Origin of the sequence: Pseudomonas mucoides, from assembly GCF_015461845.1 — a bacterium.
GTDB classification, from domain to species: domain Bacteria; phylum Pseudomonadota; class Gammaproteobacteria; order Pseudomonadales; family Pseudomonadaceae; genus Aquipseudomonas; species Aquipseudomonas mucoides.
Window position 1 is genome coordinate 323,621 of the sequence record NZ_JACOPW010000005.1, and the last position, 15,223, is coordinate 338,843.

The 15,223-nt window shown below is 56.2% G+C and carries 16 protein-coding genes; 12 read left to right on the top strand and 4 right to left on the bottom strand.

The genetic code is table 11. The annotated features are described in order from the left end of the window. Positions 1-161 precede the first annotated feature (161 nt). The 4 genes from H8F22_RS22560 to H8F22_RS22575 are packed head-to-tail and all read left to right on the top strand — an operon-like array spanning position 162 to position 3,403. A complete protein-coding gene (locus H8F22_RS22560; RefSeq protein WP_194940736.1) occupies positions 162-1,100 on the top strand; it encodes a glycosyltransferase family 2 protein in 939 nt (312 codons plus the stop codon). Next, a complete protein-coding gene (locus H8F22_RS22565; RefSeq protein ID WP_194940705.1) occupies positions 1,093-1,545 on the top strand; it encodes a sugar 3,4-ketoisomerase in 453 nt (150 codons plus the stop codon). The genes H8F22_RS22560 and H8F22_RS22565 overlap by 8 nt, the downstream gene beginning before the upstream one ends. A gap of 19 nt (positions 1,546-1,564) precedes the next feature. Further along, positions 1,565-1,921 carry a GtrA family protein gene (locus H8F22_RS22570; RefSeq protein ID WP_324188407.1) on the top strand — a complete coding sequence of 119 codons (357 nt, stop codon included), beginning with the start codon at positions 1,565-1,567 and terminating at the stop codon, positions 1,919-1,921. Positions 1,922-1,939: 18 nt separating this feature from the next. Further along, a complete protein-coding gene (locus H8F22_RS22575; RefSeq protein WP_194940707.1) occupies positions 1,940-3,403 on the top strand; it encodes a hypothetical protein in 1,464 nt (487 codons plus the stop codon). 51 nt (positions 3,404-3,454) lie between these two features. Here H8F22_RS22575 and H8F22_RS22580 read toward each other — a convergent pair whose 3' ends face one another. Continuing rightward, positions 3,455-3,931, bottom strand: coding sequence for an acyltransferase (locus H8F22_RS22580; RefSeq protein WP_059182386.1), 477 nt, complete (start codon positions 3,929-3,931; stop codon positions 3,455-3,457). Between the two features lie 381 nt (positions 3,932-4,312). Between H8F22_RS22580 and H8F22_RS22585 the strand changes: the two genes are divergently transcribed. From H8F22_RS22585 to fabF, 4 genes are all read left to right on the top strand, one after another. Then, a complete protein-coding gene (locus H8F22_RS22585; protein ID WP_059182387.1) occupies positions 4,313-6,307 on the top strand; it encodes a polysaccharide biosynthesis protein in 1,995 nt (664 codons plus the stop codon). A 112-nt stretch (positions 6,308-6,419) separates the two neighbouring features. Beyond that, positions 6,420-6,755 carry a ComEA family DNA-binding protein gene (locus H8F22_RS22590; protein ID WP_059182388.1) on the top strand — a complete coding sequence of 112 codons (336 nt, stop codon included), beginning with the start codon at positions 6,420-6,422 and terminating at the stop codon, positions 6,753-6,755. 205 nt (positions 6,756-6,960) lie between these two features. Further along, entirely contained in the window at positions 6,961-7,755 is a 795-nt protein-coding gene (locus H8F22_RS22595; protein WP_027925679.1) for an SDR family NAD(P)-dependent oxidoreductase, read from the top strand. Between the two features lie 32 nt (positions 7,756-7,787). Further along, on the top strand, positions 7,788-9,062 hold the full coding sequence (fabF, locus tag H8F22_RS22600; RefSeq protein WP_027925680.1) for a beta-ketoacyl-ACP synthase II: 1,275 nt from the start codon (positions 7,788-7,790) through the stop codon (positions 9,060-9,062). Here fabF and H8F22_RS22605 read toward each other — a convergent pair. After that, a complete protein-coding gene (locus H8F22_RS22605) occupies positions 9,059-9,616 on the bottom strand; it encodes a TetR/AcrR family transcriptional regulator (protein ID WP_027925681.1) in 558 nt (185 codons plus the stop codon). The two genes, fabF and H8F22_RS22605, sit on opposite strands and share 4 nt — an antisense overlap. Before the next feature lie 175 nt (positions 9,617-9,791). Between H8F22_RS22605 and H8F22_RS22610 the strand changes: the two genes are divergently transcribed. After that, on the top strand, positions 9,792-10,445 hold the full coding sequence (locus H8F22_RS22610) for a GntR family transcriptional regulator (RefSeq protein ID WP_027925682.1): 654 nt from the start codon (positions 9,792-9,794) through the stop codon (positions 10,443-10,445). Between the two features lie 15 nt (positions 10,446-10,460). After that, on the top strand, positions 10,461-11,312 hold the full coding sequence (locus H8F22_RS22615) for an urea carboxylase-associated family protein (RefSeq protein ID WP_027925683.1): 852 nt from the start codon (positions 10,461-10,463) through the stop codon (positions 11,310-11,312). Between the two features lie 45 nt (positions 11,313-11,357). Here the strand turns inward: H8F22_RS22615 and H8F22_RS22620 are convergent, their stop codons facing one another. Both H8F22_RS22620 and eat read right to left on the bottom strand, forming a co-directional pair. Continuing rightward, positions 11,358-11,525, bottom strand: coding sequence for a DUF2897 family protein (locus H8F22_RS22620; RefSeq protein ID WP_081744012.1), 168 nt, complete (start codon positions 11,523-11,525; stop codon positions 11,358-11,360). A 123-nt stretch (positions 11,526-11,648) separates the two neighbouring features. Beyond that, complete coding sequence (gene eat / locus H8F22_RS22625) at positions 11,649-13,013, bottom strand: ethanolamine permease (RefSeq protein ID WP_027925684.1); 1,365 nt, start codon at positions 13,011-13,013, stop codon at positions 11,649-11,651. 416 nt (positions 13,014-13,429) lie between these two features. Here eat and kdpF point away from each other — a divergent pair, with 416 nt between their 5' ends. After that, positions 13,430-13,519, top strand: coding sequence for a K(+)-transporting ATPase subunit F (gene kdpF, locus H8F22_RS22630; protein WP_007899818.1), 90 nt, complete (start codon positions 13,430-13,432; stop codon positions 13,517-13,519). 8 nt (positions 13,520-13,527) lie between these two features. Then, positions 13,528-15,222, top strand: a complete 1,695-nt coding sequence (kdpA, locus tag H8F22_RS22635; protein WP_194940708.1) for a potassium-transporting ATPase subunit KdpA — start codon at positions 13,528-13,530, stop codon at positions 15,220-15,222. The last annotated feature ends 1 nt before the right edge of the window (position 15,223 follow it).

Consider the following 15,223-nt stretch of genomic DNA (forward strand, 5'->3'; position numbering starts at 1 on the left):
ACTGATTGCAGTCGACCCTGACCACTGCAGGCGTGAGTGGGGTTGATTTACCAAGCGGTTACACTGTCCATCGGCACCTCAACGGCTCGAAAAATAGTGTTAGTGTAGGCCTTATATCTCGTCCCTTTTTAGGGCTTTCGTCATTTTCAGGGGCGTGTGTTTTGCTGACCTTGGTCATTCCCGTTTATCGCAATGAAGGTTCGATTCCGCAGTTACTCTCGGCAGTTGACCAACTTAACGAGCGTTTAAAAAACGACCTGGAGGTTGTTTTTGTCGTAGATGGCAGTCCGGATAACTGTTACGAGCTTTTAAGGCATGATCTGCCCAAGAGAACTTTTCGTTCCCAACTGATCCTCTTGTCGCGAAATTTTGGCTCGTTCATGGCAATTCGCACCGGCTTCCAGTTTGGCTCGGGCCAACGATTTGCTGTGATGGCCGCGGATCTCCAAGAGCCACCCGAATTGATACTCGAGATGAATGCCCTTTTGATGGCACAGGACGTGGACGTCGTCGTGGGCGTTCGCGAAGGACGAGACGATCCGTTACTCAGCCGAATGGCCTCAAAGATTTTCTGGGGACTGTACCGTCGCTACGTGGTGCCTGAAATACCGCTCGGCGGCGTAGACATGTTCGCCTGCAACAAGCCTTTTCGCGATACGTTGCTGACGCTTGAGGAGCGGCACAGCTCGCTCATAGCGCAAATTTTCTGGCTGGGATTTCGACGGACTACGGTAAAGTACACGCGCCAAAAACGAGAGCATGGCGTGTCCGCCTGGACGTTGCGCAAGAAAATAAACTACATGATGGACAGCGTGTTTGCATTTACTGATTTGCCAATTCGCCTGTTGATACGCGTGGGCGCTGCAGGGTCAATATTGGCATTGTTGTTCGGCCTGGTTGTTGTTCTGGCAAAGCTCGAAGGTGATATCACGGTACCTGGTTACGCGGTAACCATGCTGATGATCACATTGCTGGGCAGCTTGAACCTGATGGGCTTGGGGGTTGTCGGGTCATACGCATGGCGTACGTACGAAAATACAAAAAACAGGCCGCTTGCGATCCCCATGCGAGTTGATAAATTTGGAGAAACACATGAGTGACTTGGATGTACAACAAACTACGGTAGCGGGTGTAACGCTGCATAAATTACCCGAGGTCAGCGATCCGCGGGGTAGTTTGTCGGTGGGTGAATTTGGTCGCACTGTGCCCTTCATGGTTTCGCGCTATTTTCTTGTTTACGGTGTACCTGAGGATGGCGTGCGCGGTGATCATGCCCATTTTCGTTGCCATCAGTTTCTCATCGCCGCGAAAGGCACCATCCATGTTACCGCCGACGATGGGGTAAACAAGGAAGAATTTGTATTGGATAAAGCCAATATGGGGATTCATATCCCTCCCATGACCTGGGGCAGTCAATATCAGTATTCTTCGGATGCGGTGCTGTTAGTGCTGGCTTCTGACTATTACGACAACGAAGACTATGTCACCAGTTACGAAGAGTTCTTGGCGCACGTAAAGTTACGTACGGAAGGCGGTGGTGCATAAGTTAATAGCTGGCTCAGGTGTGTTCGGGCGGTTTCTGCTATCAGGTGGTTTTAACACGCTAGTCACGTATTTGCTATATCTGCTGCTGCTGGTTTTTTTCTCTTATCAGATTAGTTATACGATTTCTTACTGTTTAGGTGTGGTGTTGGCGTATTGCCTAAACAGGGTGGTGGTTTTTAAAAGTCATCGTGGTTTGCGATCGTTATTGTTGTTTCCGCTTGTATATGTCGTCCAGTATTTGTTGACCAGTGGCGTGCTATGGGTCTTGGTGGTCCGGCTTGGCGTGGACGATCGAATAGCGTTGCTTGTGGCAATTGTGTTGATGGTGCCTGTTAACTTTCTGCTATCGAAAAATATCTTTACTCGGAAAATTTAAATTGCCTGGAGTTATAACTTGAACAGGGTTTCTATATTAAATGGATTGGCCGTTGCAGGTTTGCTTCTGCTGGTCCATCTGGTGGTTGGCTTTGTGCCAGTTGGCGATGGTGCCGGGTGGGACGGTGGACTTTACGTTCAATATATCCAAACCCTGGGCCAGGGAAACCCGATCGTGGATGACCCTTACCGGTCTATTCGTATGTCGGGATTTTTGCCTCTGATATTGGCATCCGCTCTGGGCGCATCCAAGGCTGGGCTGATCTGGATTCAGCTTTTCCTTAACGTGGTCATGCTGTCGGTAGGCGCAGCATTACTTCACGACACGATGTTAAGGCTCAACGTAAAAAAATCGGTTGCCACAATATCCGTAGCGATATTGACTTGCAGTTGGGTGTTTTTGTGCATGCCGATGTTCTATCCCATCCTCAGCGACAACATCGCATTAGCCATGGTCTGCATCTGCCTATGGTGCTGGGTTCGCTCTTATCGTTGGGCTGTTTACGCTTTTTGTGCATATTTTACTTGGCTGATGCCTGGGCTGTTTCTGATCCCTTTAATACTGGCCACGTTCCCCCATGAACAGTCACTGAAGCCAGAAAGTGGTGTTGTCAGCTCCAAGCTGTCACTGTGGTTATTTGCAGTGGTGGCTTTGCCGGCGTCTGCTGTGATGTTATTCATGATTTACAAAGTGCCACTATCTGCTGTGGTTTCGCATGCTGCCAGTGTGATCGGCAAAACCGCCAGTCTCGACATGATATTGTTGTCGGTCACCGCGATGCTGGTTTCGCTGTTGTTGATTGTTTGGCTGGGTGTCAGGTTGTTACTGGATCCAGTGACTTGGCGCTCGATTAGCTTCAGTGGCCTTCTTGCGGCAGGATTGTCCTTTGTAGTGTCCGCCGTTTTGATAAAGACTTGTATTGATTGGAGTGGTGGTTTCAATGGACCGCCGCTACTCGATTATCTGTTTTATCAGTCGCTTGCAGCTCCTTTTAAACCGATCATTGCCCACTTCATCAGTTTTGGTCCGGTTATATTACTTGCGATATTTGCGTGCCTGGCTTGGGCGTTTGGCTGCAGACACTCGATCCCCAAGGCATTGATCGTTATCTGCTTTGCCTTCCTGCCGTTGCTGGCCTATGGGTCTGAAACTCGGCAGTGGATTGGTGTGTTGCCGGTTGCAGTCGTTATTTTCGCCGTCTCAGATTTTGCCTGGCTAACACGGGTGTGGTGCCTGGTGATTTCGGCTGTAGTGTTTGCGCCGTCTTTGTGGATCAAGGGCTTCGTAGGAATGGCCGCGACGGCCGGGCTGAGTTTTCAAAGCTACCAGTGGCAATTTTATTTCGGCCGACACGGGCCATGGATGTCCATGACCGTTTACCAGATCGGCTTGATCCTGGCGCTGGGTTTTATCGCTGTGGCGGTATTGTTGCAGAAGCGGGCGAAGGGGCAGCTTGCAGTGTCTGTTCCTCCACTGAAATAAGCCCTTGGCGGCGATGCGTGATTATTCTGCGCATCGCCGCCAAGCGTTGCATTACTCGTGGGACTTAAGAATTCTTGCAGGATTGCCTACGACGGTAACGTTGGCAGGTACCGATCGAGTGACCACGGCACCAGCACCGATCATCGCATTTTCACCAATGGTGATGCCCGGGAGGATGGTGCAGTTGGCGCCTAGAGATGCCCCCTTGCCGATCACGGTTCTATCGAAACTGTCAGGATAGACTTTACTTCTTGGAAATCTATCATTGGTAAAGGTCGCGTTAGGGCCGATGAATACGTCATCCGCGATGGAAATTCCGTCCCAGATTTGCACGCCACATTTGATCGTTACCCGATCGCCAATGACGACATCGTTCTCGATGAAAACGTGATCACATACGTTGCATTCCTGGCCAATTTTCGCCTGCGGCAACACATGTGTAAAAGCCCAGATTCGAGAGCCTTTGCCTATGTTGGTGGATTCGCACAAGGCGTGGGAGTGCACGAAATAGTCTTTGGGCTCACTCATGTTTCGTTCGATCCATACAAGGTTAAGCGGCATAGTTTCCTAGAAAACATGCAGCGCTTCCAATGTTTTTGCAGCGTTGCAAACTCGCATGTTGTAAACGCCGTGAGCGATTCACTCTACCCTTCAGGATCGACAACCTCGTGCAGAGGTGTCTACGTTCATGACGTTGACTCTTGGCGCGGGAACCTGTCCTTGCGGTGCCTGTCGAAGCTTCCAGGCAGCGAAAACCCGGTACCGCTCAAGTGTTGTCCGTTGGGCCGAAGAAATGCGGTCAGCGGCGTGCGCAAAAGCAGTTTTTTTCTGTTACGGCGATGGCGACCTACGTACAATGAACATCATTGAGTTCAGGCAAGGGAGTAGGGGACATTGGGACATGGCTATATGGATAAGCTGAGGATGTTTTTGTTGGGACTTCCGCGCCGACAGAAGCGGTTGATCCAGGTGTTCACGGACGTCATTCTCGTTTGGATTGCGTTGTGGATGGCATTCGTCGTGCGTTTGGGGGTTGATGAGATGATCAATCCCTTCAAAATTCATATCTGGTTGTTCGTCTGCGCTCCAGTTGTCGCGATTCCCTTGTTCATACGATTCGGCATGTACCGGGCCGTAATGCGTTATTTTGGCAATGATGCGCTCGTTGCCATTATCAAAGCAGTCAGTCTTTCCTCACTGATCCTGGCGTTGGTGGTCTACTGGTATAGCAATCATGAAGCGGTTGTCCCGCGCTCCATCATTTTTAACTACTGGTGGTTGAGCCTTGTCATCATTGGCGGACTGCGCCTGTGTATGCGCCAGTATTTCATGGGCGACTGGTTCACGGCTGTCCAACACGTGCCTTTCACCAACCGTGATGACGGTTTGACCAAGGTCGCCGTCTACGGCGCCGGTGTCGCGGGTAATCAGCTGGTTGCCGCATTGCGCATGGGGCGTGTCATGCGTCCGGTCGCGTTCATTGACGACGACTCCAGCATTGCCGATCGTTCCATATCCGGCTTGCACGTCTACAAGCCCAAGCACATCCAGCAGATGATCGATGTTACCGGTGCCCAGGAAATCCTTCTCGCGCTGCCATCCTCCACCCGGGCCCGTCGCCGGGAAATTCTAAATGTGCTGGAAAGGTTTCCGCTTCACGTACGTAGCGTGCCTAATTTCACTGATTTGGCCAGCGGCCGTGTGAAGGTCGAAGATATCCGGGAAGTTGACATAGCCGACTTGCTCGGGCGCGACTCGGTGCCCGCACAACCTGAGTTGCTAGAACGTTGTATCCGGGGCAAAACGGTGATGGTAACAGGCGCCGGCGGCTCAATCGGGTCAGAGCTGTGTCGGCAGATATTTGCTCTTGAGCCTACAACGCTTATTTTGTTCGAGCACAGTGAGTTCAATCTTTACAGCATTTTGTCCGAACTTGAGCAACGTAGCTGTCGGGAGTCGGCAGCTGTTCAGCTGTTGCCGATTCTCGGATCTATCCGTCATAAGGACAAACTCCTGGATGTGATGAAAACGTGGCGTGTCGACACGGTCTATCACGCAGCCGCTTACAAGCATGTGCCGATGGTCGAGCACAATATTGCCGAGGGCGTGCTTAATAACGTAATCGGGACGCTTAACACAGCTCAGGCGGCGTTACAGACGGGAGTAGCCAACTTTGTACTGATCTCTACCGACAAGGCGGTCCGTCCTACCAATGTGATGGGCAGCACCAAGCGTCTCGCCGAATTGACACTTCAAGCGCTCAGCCGCGAGATTGCCCCCGTATTGTTCGGCGACAAGGCGAACGTCTCTCGCGTTAACAAAACCCGTTTTACGATGGTTCGTTTTGGCAATGTGTTGGGCTCTTCAGGTTCCGTAATCCCGCTTTTCCACAACCAGATCAAATCGGGCGGCCCACTAACGGTCACCCACCCGAAGATCACCCGCTATTTCATGACCATTCCCGAAGCGGCGCAATTAGTCATCCAGGCGGGTTCCATGGGGCAGGGCGGCGATGTGTTTGTTCTGGACATGGGCGAGCCGGTAAAAATTGTCGAACTGGCGGAGAAGATGATTCACTTGTCCGGATTGAGCATTCGTTCAGACAAGAATCCGCACGGTGACATTTCCATCGAGTTCACTGGGTTGCGTCCAGGAGAAAAGCTCTATGAGGAGTTGCTGATCGGCGACAACGTATCGGCTACCCAGCACCCGATGATCATGAGCGCGAATGAAGATCACCTCGGGTGGGATATCCTGAAGGGGCGTTTGACTGAGTTGCTGGCCGCTGTCGAGCTGGACGACTACTCGCGCGTCCGCCAACTTCTGCGCGAAACCGTCAGCGGTTACAGCCCCGATGGCGAAATCGTCGACTGGATCTACCAACAACGACGCCTTGAGCCCTGATTGTTTCACATTCTGCAACAGACACATTTTTGACAAGCTCCCACCATCGCCTAAGTTTGGAGAGCAGCTTCGGAAAAGCTGCTTTCTCAAACGATGTTATGGAGCTTCATCTATGCGTACTGGCTATTTCTACTCTTTGGTTTTTGCACTGCTCACCAGCGCCTCTATTGCCGCTATTGCCGCGCCAGCTGTGAAACCCGAGCCTGCCAACGCACCTTCGGTGCTGGAAGTTTCCCCTAAGATGCAGGTTGGCAAAGTCGATCTCAATGCAGCCGATGCACCGACATTGCAGCGTGAGCTGTCCGGTATCGGTGAGGCCAAAGCCAAGGCGATTGTTGCTTATCGTGAGAGTAATGGGCCATTTTCGTCTGTAGACGAACTGCTGGAAGTGAAAGGGATAGGGAAAGCGATTGTGGACAAGAACCGCGAAAAGCTTCAGGTGAACTAAGCTTGTAACTCAAGCCCAGAGGCCGGTCATTGACCGGCCTTTTTTCATTCTGGGAATAGGGGAGGGGAGACGCCTTTCATCGGCTGATAAAAAATTATGGCTATCATATGTCGCTGATATTATGCCTATAATTCATTCGCGTGCCGCTGAAGCGTGCTGATGTTCAGACGCTCATTTTCCTCAAGTATTTTCCTGGAGCACAGTCATGACTTCCTCCCAGTCCCAAGGTACGGCCCTTGTTACCGGCGCATCTTCCGGTATCGGTGCGATATACGCTGAGCGGTTGGCGGCGCGTGGTTTTGATTTGCTGCTGGTCGCTCGCGACGAGCAGCGGCTTGAGGCGGCAGCGAGCCAGTTGCGCACCGAGTATGGTGTTCAGGTAGAAGTGCTGAAGGCAGACCTGACACAAAAGGATGATGTGCTGCAGATCGAACAACGTCTTCGCAGTGATTCGAGTATCAGCCTGTTGCTGAACAACGCTGGCGTCGCGTCGGATGGTCTGCTGGCAAATGCCGACATGGAACAGCTGGAAAAGCTGATTCAACTGAACGTCACTACGGTCACACGCCTGGCATCAGCGGCAGCCGCCAGTTTTGCCAAGGCCGGCCGGGGTTCGATCATCAATATCGCATCGGTGGTTGCGCTGTTCCCTGAGCGCTTCAATGCAACCTACAGCGCCAGTAAAGCTTATGTGTTAAGCCTGACCCAATCCTTGAATGCCGAACTGGATGGCACCGGGGTCAAGGTCCAGGCCGTTTTGCCGGGCGTCACACGCACCGAAATCTGGGAACGCTCCGGTATCGATGCTAGCCAGATACCCGCGGAAATGGTCATGGACGCAGGTGAGATGGTTGATGCTGCGTTATCCGGCCTGGACCAAGGTGAACTGATCACCATTCCATCGTTGCCAAACGCCTCCGAGTGGGACGACTTTGTGAAGGCCCGCTTGGTCATGGCGCCGAATCTTTCCAAAAGTACCGCCGCCGCACGTTACAAATGAAACACCTTCAATCGTATTGAGGTAATTACGGCATGAGTGATCGTCGAGTAGTTGTCACCGGCATGGGCCTGGTGACTCCATTGGGTAGCGGTGTAGAAGTTGTCTGGGAGCGACTGCTGGCCGGGCGTTCCGGGTTGCGGATTTTGCCGGACGAGGTGGTCGCCGATTTGCCGGCAAAGGTGGGCGGTGTGGTGCCGACTGCCGAGGAGGATGCCGAGGCGGGTTTTGACCCGGATCGGGCGACGCCACCCAAAGAACAGAAGAAGATGGACCGCTTCATTCTGTTTGCCATGGAAGCCGCGCGACAGGCGTTGGAGCAGGCGGGTTGGCAGGCGCTGGACGCGCAAGCCCAGGAACGTACCGCAACCATCATCGGCTCAGGAATCGGCGGATTCGGCGCCATTGCCGATGCGGTGCGCACCACCGACAGCCGTGGCCCACGGCGACTGTCGCCCTTCACCATTCCGTCGTTCCTGGTCAACCTCGCTGCGGGTCATGTGTCGATCCAGCACGGTTTCAAAGGCCCGTTGGGTGCTCCGGTGACGGCGTGTGCGGCGGGGGTTCAGGCGATTGGTGATGCGGCGCGGCTGATTCGTTGTGGCGAAGCGGATATTGCCGTGTGCGGCGGCGCGGAGGCGGCGATCGATCGGGTCAGTCTTGCCGGGTTCGCGGCGGCGCGAGCCTTGTCCAGCGGTTTCAACGAAACCCCGGAACGTGCTTCCCGGCCGTTCGACAGTGCTCGCGACGGCTTTGTGATGGGCGAGGGCGCGGGCCTTCTGGTGATTGAATCCCTGGAGCACGCCATGGCGCGCGGGGCTCAACCGTTAGCCGAGTTGGTCGGCTACGGCACCAGCGCCGATGCTTACCATCTGACGGCGGGCCCGGAAGATGGCAATGGTGCACGTCGGGCGATGTCGCTGGCATTGGCACAGGCCGGTGTTTCAGCCGCACAGGTGCAACATCTCAATGCGCATGCCACGTCGACGCCGGTGGGCGACCTCGGCGAGTTAGCGGCGATCAAGTCATTGTTCGGTTCAGACAACAAGGTGGCGGTGACATCGACCAAGTCGGCGATAGGGCATTTGCTCGGCGCTGCTGGTGGGGTTGAGGCGATCTTCACGCTGTTGGCGATTCGCGATCAGATCGTGCCGGCCACTTTGAACTTCGATAATCCGGACCCGGCGGCGCAAGGTGTGGACATCGTCCACGGTCAGGCGCGGCCAATGGCTATCGAGTACGCGTTGTCCAACGGCTTCGGGTTTGGCGGGGTCAATGCCAGCGTGTTGTTCAAGCGCTGGCAGGGTTAATCCTGCGGTTGTTTAAGAAACGCGCGGGTCACGTCAAGAATCCGCTGAGCCAGCTCCGGACTCTCGACACTGCGCGATAACAACAATGCGCCGACCAGGGCGGACATGATAAAGACGCTCTGGTCAGCGGCATCTTCGCCTTCAAGGCTGTTTTCTATTTGTTGGAGTCGTGCGTTCAGCACCACGTCCGAGGTCGGACTTGGCTGCCCGCGCAAGCCGAGTTCCGAGGACATAGTCGGTAACGGGCATCCTTCATGCGGCGAGGTCTGGTGCCATTCCGACAAATAGGTGTCGATGAACGCTTCCAGCGGGCGATCCTGGGCGAACAGCTCGGCGCAGACGGCGTCGCACTGATCACCCGCTGCTTGCAACGCCTTTTCAACCAGTTCGTCCTTGGACGTGAAGTGCGAGTAAAAACCGCCGTGGGTCAACCCCAGGGCTTTCATCAGCGGTTGCAGGCCGGTCGCACCAATACCGTCGCGGCGGAATCGCGCTGACGCTTCCTTGATGATGCGCTGATGGGTCTGGGCTTTATGGTCCTGCGAGTAACGCATCTGAAATCTCCGCAACAATGCGCCATCTTAACCAATGAAAATAAGATGGCGACTGTACTTCTACTTCTATAAAGCATGCAGATGCGTCCAACTCCGTCCTGAACACGACGTGATCTGGCACGGATAGTGATTACTCATTAGCCAGAGATTGTTGAACAATCATAAGGCGAAGCGCATGAGCAACGGACAGTCCCTGGCCGACCACATCACACTGGAATTGCGTGCCGACATCATTGGCGGCCGATTGGTGCCCGGCATGGCGTTGGTGGAAAACGATCTGGTGTCTGCCTATAACGCTTCTCGCAATACGATCCGCGAGGCCTTGCACCGCTTGGGTCAGGAAGGGTTGACCGTGTATGTCCGCAACAAAGGGGTGAGCGTGCGCAGGCTGGGCGTAGTGGACGTGCGTGACCTGTTCAAGGTCCGGCGCACCCTCGAGTTGCAAGCCATCAATGCCAGCCCGCCGCTGCGCGACGATCAGTCGGCGCGGATGCTCCAGGCCCTGGAAGCCACCGAGCTGGCCAGGGAGCGTGAGGACTGGCGTGCCGTCGGTACTCACAGCCTGGCCTTTCATCAACACATTGTCGGGTTGCTGCGCAGTCCGTTGTTTGATGAGTTCTTCACCAACGTCGTCGCGCAATTGCGTCTGGTGTTCTCCACCGCGCCCGATGAATCACGTTTTCAGGCGCCATGGCTGGCGCGTGACCGGCAGATCCATGCCTTGCTGGCCGAGGGCGATACCCGCGCAGCTGCGGATGCCATGAGCCTTTACCTGGATGATTCGGAACACCTCCTGTTGCAGATATGTACCCCTTCTTCCCATCACTGATCGAGGATTCGTGCCATGTACAAAGACTATCCGGCGGCCTATCAAGTCAGCAAAGGCTCGGCGTTGCAGGTGGATACAGCCTTCTACGAACGGATTCGGGATGCGAAGGACGGGCGGACGCTGATCGAGCAGTTCGAAGTACCGATCCGCACCGGCCGCGCCTGGAACGTGCCGGCAGGCCATGTGTTTCGTGTCACCACACCGGTCGGGCCGCAAGTGGGGGATTTCAACGTCTGGAACGCCCATGACCCACGGGAGCGCTTATGGGCGGCGCGCACCCGTCAATTGCAGGGCGCCCACGTCAGCACCCACGACCGGCTCTGGTCGAACCTGCCTTTTTTGCGGCCGCTGGTGACGATTACCGACGACAGCCTGGCGGGTTATGGCATCGACGAACACGGCGGTCGCTTGCATGATTTACTCGGCACGCGCTGCGATCCTTATGTGAACAAGATGCTCACTGGTGAGGACTTCCATCATCACTGCCATTCCAACCTGACTCGCGCCGTTTTGCCCTATGGCCTGACCGAGTTCGACGTGCATGACGTGCTGAACATTTTCCAGTGCACCGGTCTGAATCACGACGACCTTTACTTCATGAAAGCCTGTCCGGCGCAGAAGGGCGATTACCTGGAGTTCTTTGCCGAGATCGATTTGCTGTGCGCGCTCTCGACCTGTCCAGGTGGTGACCTGTCGCTGGCCATGTGGGGGCCGGATGCGCAGGATCCGCTGACCGTATGTCGACCGCTGGGCGTGGAGATTTATCGGTTGCAGGAGTCGTTGCTGGAAGGCTGGAGCCAACCGGAGCGTGCGGCGTACAAAGGTATGCACGGCTTGCACATCGCCAAAGCCGACTGGGAACAATAAAAGCAAACCCCCTGTCATTCACTGAGAATGACAGGGGGGGGTTCGTTAGCGGTCCTGTGCTTCCTTGGCATCCATTTCCGCATTGCGTTCAGCGACGCGTTTTCGTTGCTCTTCGGTCAGGTCGACCTTGGTGGCGGTGTCTCGCAACATCATCAAGCCACCAACGATCGAGCCGATTGCAACGACCAGAATCAACCAGGCATACCAGGGCATAGGGCTCTCCTTGAGGCAGGGCGATTGGCGGAGGTCGCCAATCGATCGTGCATACCACTTTGAGCGATGGATTTTCGCAGTGGTTCCATTCTATGCCTGATAAGCCAATCGCACCTGAAGCGTTTACAGCCCGGTCAGCATCGCGTCTGCCGGTGCGTCTGCACGCAATTGCGCCGTGAGCAGGAAGTACACGAAACCTGCCGCCATGAAGCCGAGGAAGATCAGCCCGATCAAGGCGTTGAACCAGGCCATCGCCACCAGGCAGACCACCGCCAGTACCAGCGCGATCATCGGCACCAGCGGATAGCACGGTGCACGGAACGTACGCTCAAGGTTCGGTTCGGTTTTGCGCAGTTTGAACAGGCTGAGCATGCTCATGATGTACATCACGATCGCACCGAACACCGCCATGGTGATCATCGCCGCGGTCAGTGTCATGCCGCCGAGGTTGATCAAACCGTCGCTGTAAATTGCCGCGATGCCGATCACGCCGCCAGCGATGATTGCCCGGTGCGGCGTCTGGAAACGCGACAGTTTCGCCAGGGAGGTTGGCAGGTAGCCGGCCCGGGCCAGGGCGAAGAACTGCCGCGAGTAGCCGAGGATGATCCCGTGAAAACTCGCCACCAGCCCGAACAGACCGATCCACACCAGCATGTGCAACCAGCCGGAGCTCTCGCCGACCACGGTTTTCATCGCCTGTGGCAGCGGATCGTTGATGTTTGACAGGGTGCGCCAGTCGCCGACGCCGCCGGCGAAGAACATCACGCCCATGGCCAGCAACACCAGGGTCAGGATGCCGCTGATGTACGCCTTGGGAATCGTGCGTTTCGGGTCCTTGGCTTCTTCGGCGGCCATGGCGGCGCCTTCGATGGCGAGGAAAAACCAGATGGCGAACGGAATCGCCGCGAACATCCCGGCAATCGCCGGGGCACCGAACACATCGCTGCCGGCCCAGCCATTCAGCGCAAAGTTGCTGAAGCTGAAGGCCGGCGCAACCACGCCCATGAACACCAGCAGTTCAGCCACGGCCAGTACGCAGACGACCAGTTCGAACGTGGCCGCAAGTTTCACCCCGAGGATGTTCAGGCCCATGAACACGATGTAGGCACCGACCGCCGCGTGTTTGGGGTCGAGTGCCGGAAACTGCACGTTCAGGTAAGCACCGATCGCCAGGGCAATCGCGGGGGGCGCGAAGACGAATTCGATCAGCGTCGCCAATCCTGCGATCAATCCGCCTTTTTCGCCAAAGGCGCGGCGACTGTAGGCAAAGGGACCGCCGGCATGGGGGATCGCCGTGGTCAGTTCGGTGAAGCTGAAGATGAAGCAGGTGTACATCGTCGCGACCATGAACGAGGTCACCAGAAAGCCCAATGTACCCGCGACGCCCCAGCCGTAGCTCCAGCCAAAATATTCACCGGAAATCACCAGCCCGACGGCAATGCCCCATAAGTGCAACGTGCCCAGCGTGGGTTTGAGTTGTGTGTTCATGCGGTTGCTCCCTGAACGGTTTGGATTGCTCGGGGGAGGGTGTTTGCAGTGGGCGTGCCAGTGTTGTGATAGCAGTCGTAAAGCGTAAAAAGGTGTCGTATCAGGGATGTTCGCCGCTGGATGAGCGCATTTTTGTGCGCCAGTTGAGGGCAAGGGCGTCAGTTGTGCCGCCATCGCGAGCAAGCTCGGCTCCCACAGGGATTTGGGTCAATCTCCGAATCCGACGCCACCGCTGAACCTGTGGGAGCCGGGCTTGCCCGCAATGAGGCCCGCCCAAACACCGCTGTAAAGCAGGCATAAACCCACTCTTTACGCTTTCTTTATGCCCCGCCCGCACCCTCGATCTCGTTCCTTTACAGCCTCCCTGCCGACAATGACTCCACACGCGGCAATACGCCGTAACACGGAGAACTTCCATGAGCGTTCTGGACGGAGTGTCACTGCTACTGGCAGTGGGGCTGTTCATTTATCTGTTGGTTGCGCTGTTGCGCGCGGACCGGAACTAGGAGCGGCTATGCACAGTTATGACTATTGGCTGATCCTCGCGTTTTTCGCGGTGGTATTGGTCCCGGCGCCGTTTCTCGGGCGCTTCTACTACAAGGTAATGGAAGGTCAGCGCACGTGGCTGACGCCGATTCTCGGGCCGGTGGAGCGAGGCTGCTATCGCGTGGCCGGCGTTGATCCGCAGGCCGAACAGAGCTGGCAGAAGTACGCCCTGGCCTTGCTCGCCTTTAACCTTGCGGGCTTTTTGCTGTTGTTCTCGATCCTGTTGTTCCAGGATCACCTGCCGCTGAACCCGCAAAACCTGCCGGGCCAGGAATGGACGCTGGCGTTCAACACCGCCGTCAGCTTCATGACCAACACCAACTGGCAGGCGTACAGCGGCGAAGCGTCGCTTAGCTACCTGAGCCAGATGGCCGGTCTGACCGTGCAAAACTTCGTCAGCGCCGCCACCGGCCTGGCGGTATTGGTCGCGCTGTGTCGCGGTATCGGTCGCAAGTCGACCAAGACCCTCGGCAACTTCTGGGTCGACATGACCCGCGCTACCCTCTACGGCTTGCTGCCGCTGTGCCTGCTGCTGGCGCTGTATCTGGTCTGGCAGGGCGTGCCACAAACCTTCGCCCAGTACGTGAATGCGGTGACGATGCAAGGCGTCGATCAAGTGATCCCGCTCGGCCCGGCCGCCAGCCAGATTGCGATCAAGCAACTGGGCACCAACGGGGGGGGCTTCTTCGGCGTCAACTCGGCGCACCCGTTCGAGAACCCGACGGCGTGGAGCAACCTGTTCGAAGTCGGCTCGATCATTCTGATTCCGGTCGCCCTGGTGTTCACCTTCGGCCATTACGTCAAAGACCTGCGTCAGAGCCGCGCGATCATCGCCTGCATGCTGGCGCTGTTCCTGATCGGCGGCGCGACTTCGCTGTGGGCTGAATACCAACCGAATCCAACCCTGAACAACGTCGCCGTCGAACAGACCGCGCCGCTGGAAGGCAAGGAGGCGCGCTTCGGCACCACGGCCACGGTGTTGTGGTCGGTGACCACCACGGCGGCGTCCAACGGCTCGGTCAACGGCATGCACGACAGCCTTAACCCGCTGAGCGGCATGGTCGCGCTGGTCAACATGATGGTCGGCGAAGTGATCTTCGGCGGCGTCGGTGCCGGGCTCTACGGCATGTTGCTCAACGTGTTGATCGCGGTGTTCCTCGCCGGCCTGATGATCGGCCGCACCCCGGAATACCTCGGCAAGAAACTGCAAGCCCGAGAAGTGCAACTGCTGGTGGTGACCTTGCTGGTGATGCCGGTCGGCGTATTGGTGCTCGGCGCGATTGCCGCCAGCCTGCCTGGCCCGGTCGCGGCGGTGAGTAACCCTGGCGCCCACGGTTTCAGTCAGTTGCTCTACGCCTACACCTCGGCCAGTGCCAACAACGGTTCGGCGTTCGGCGGCTTCGGGGCCAACACCGCGTTCCACAACCTGATGCTCGGTCTTGGCATGTTGATCGGTCGCTTCGGTTACATCCTCCCGGTACTGGCATTGGCCGGCAGCCTGGCGATGAAGAAAACCGCACCGATCGGCCAGAACAGCTTCCCGACCCATGGCCCGCTTTTTGTGACCCTGCTGACCGTGACCATTTTGCTGGTGGGTGGTTTGACCTTCTTGCCGACGCTGGCGCTGGGTCCGATTGCTGAACATCTGAGCATGGGCTTCTAAG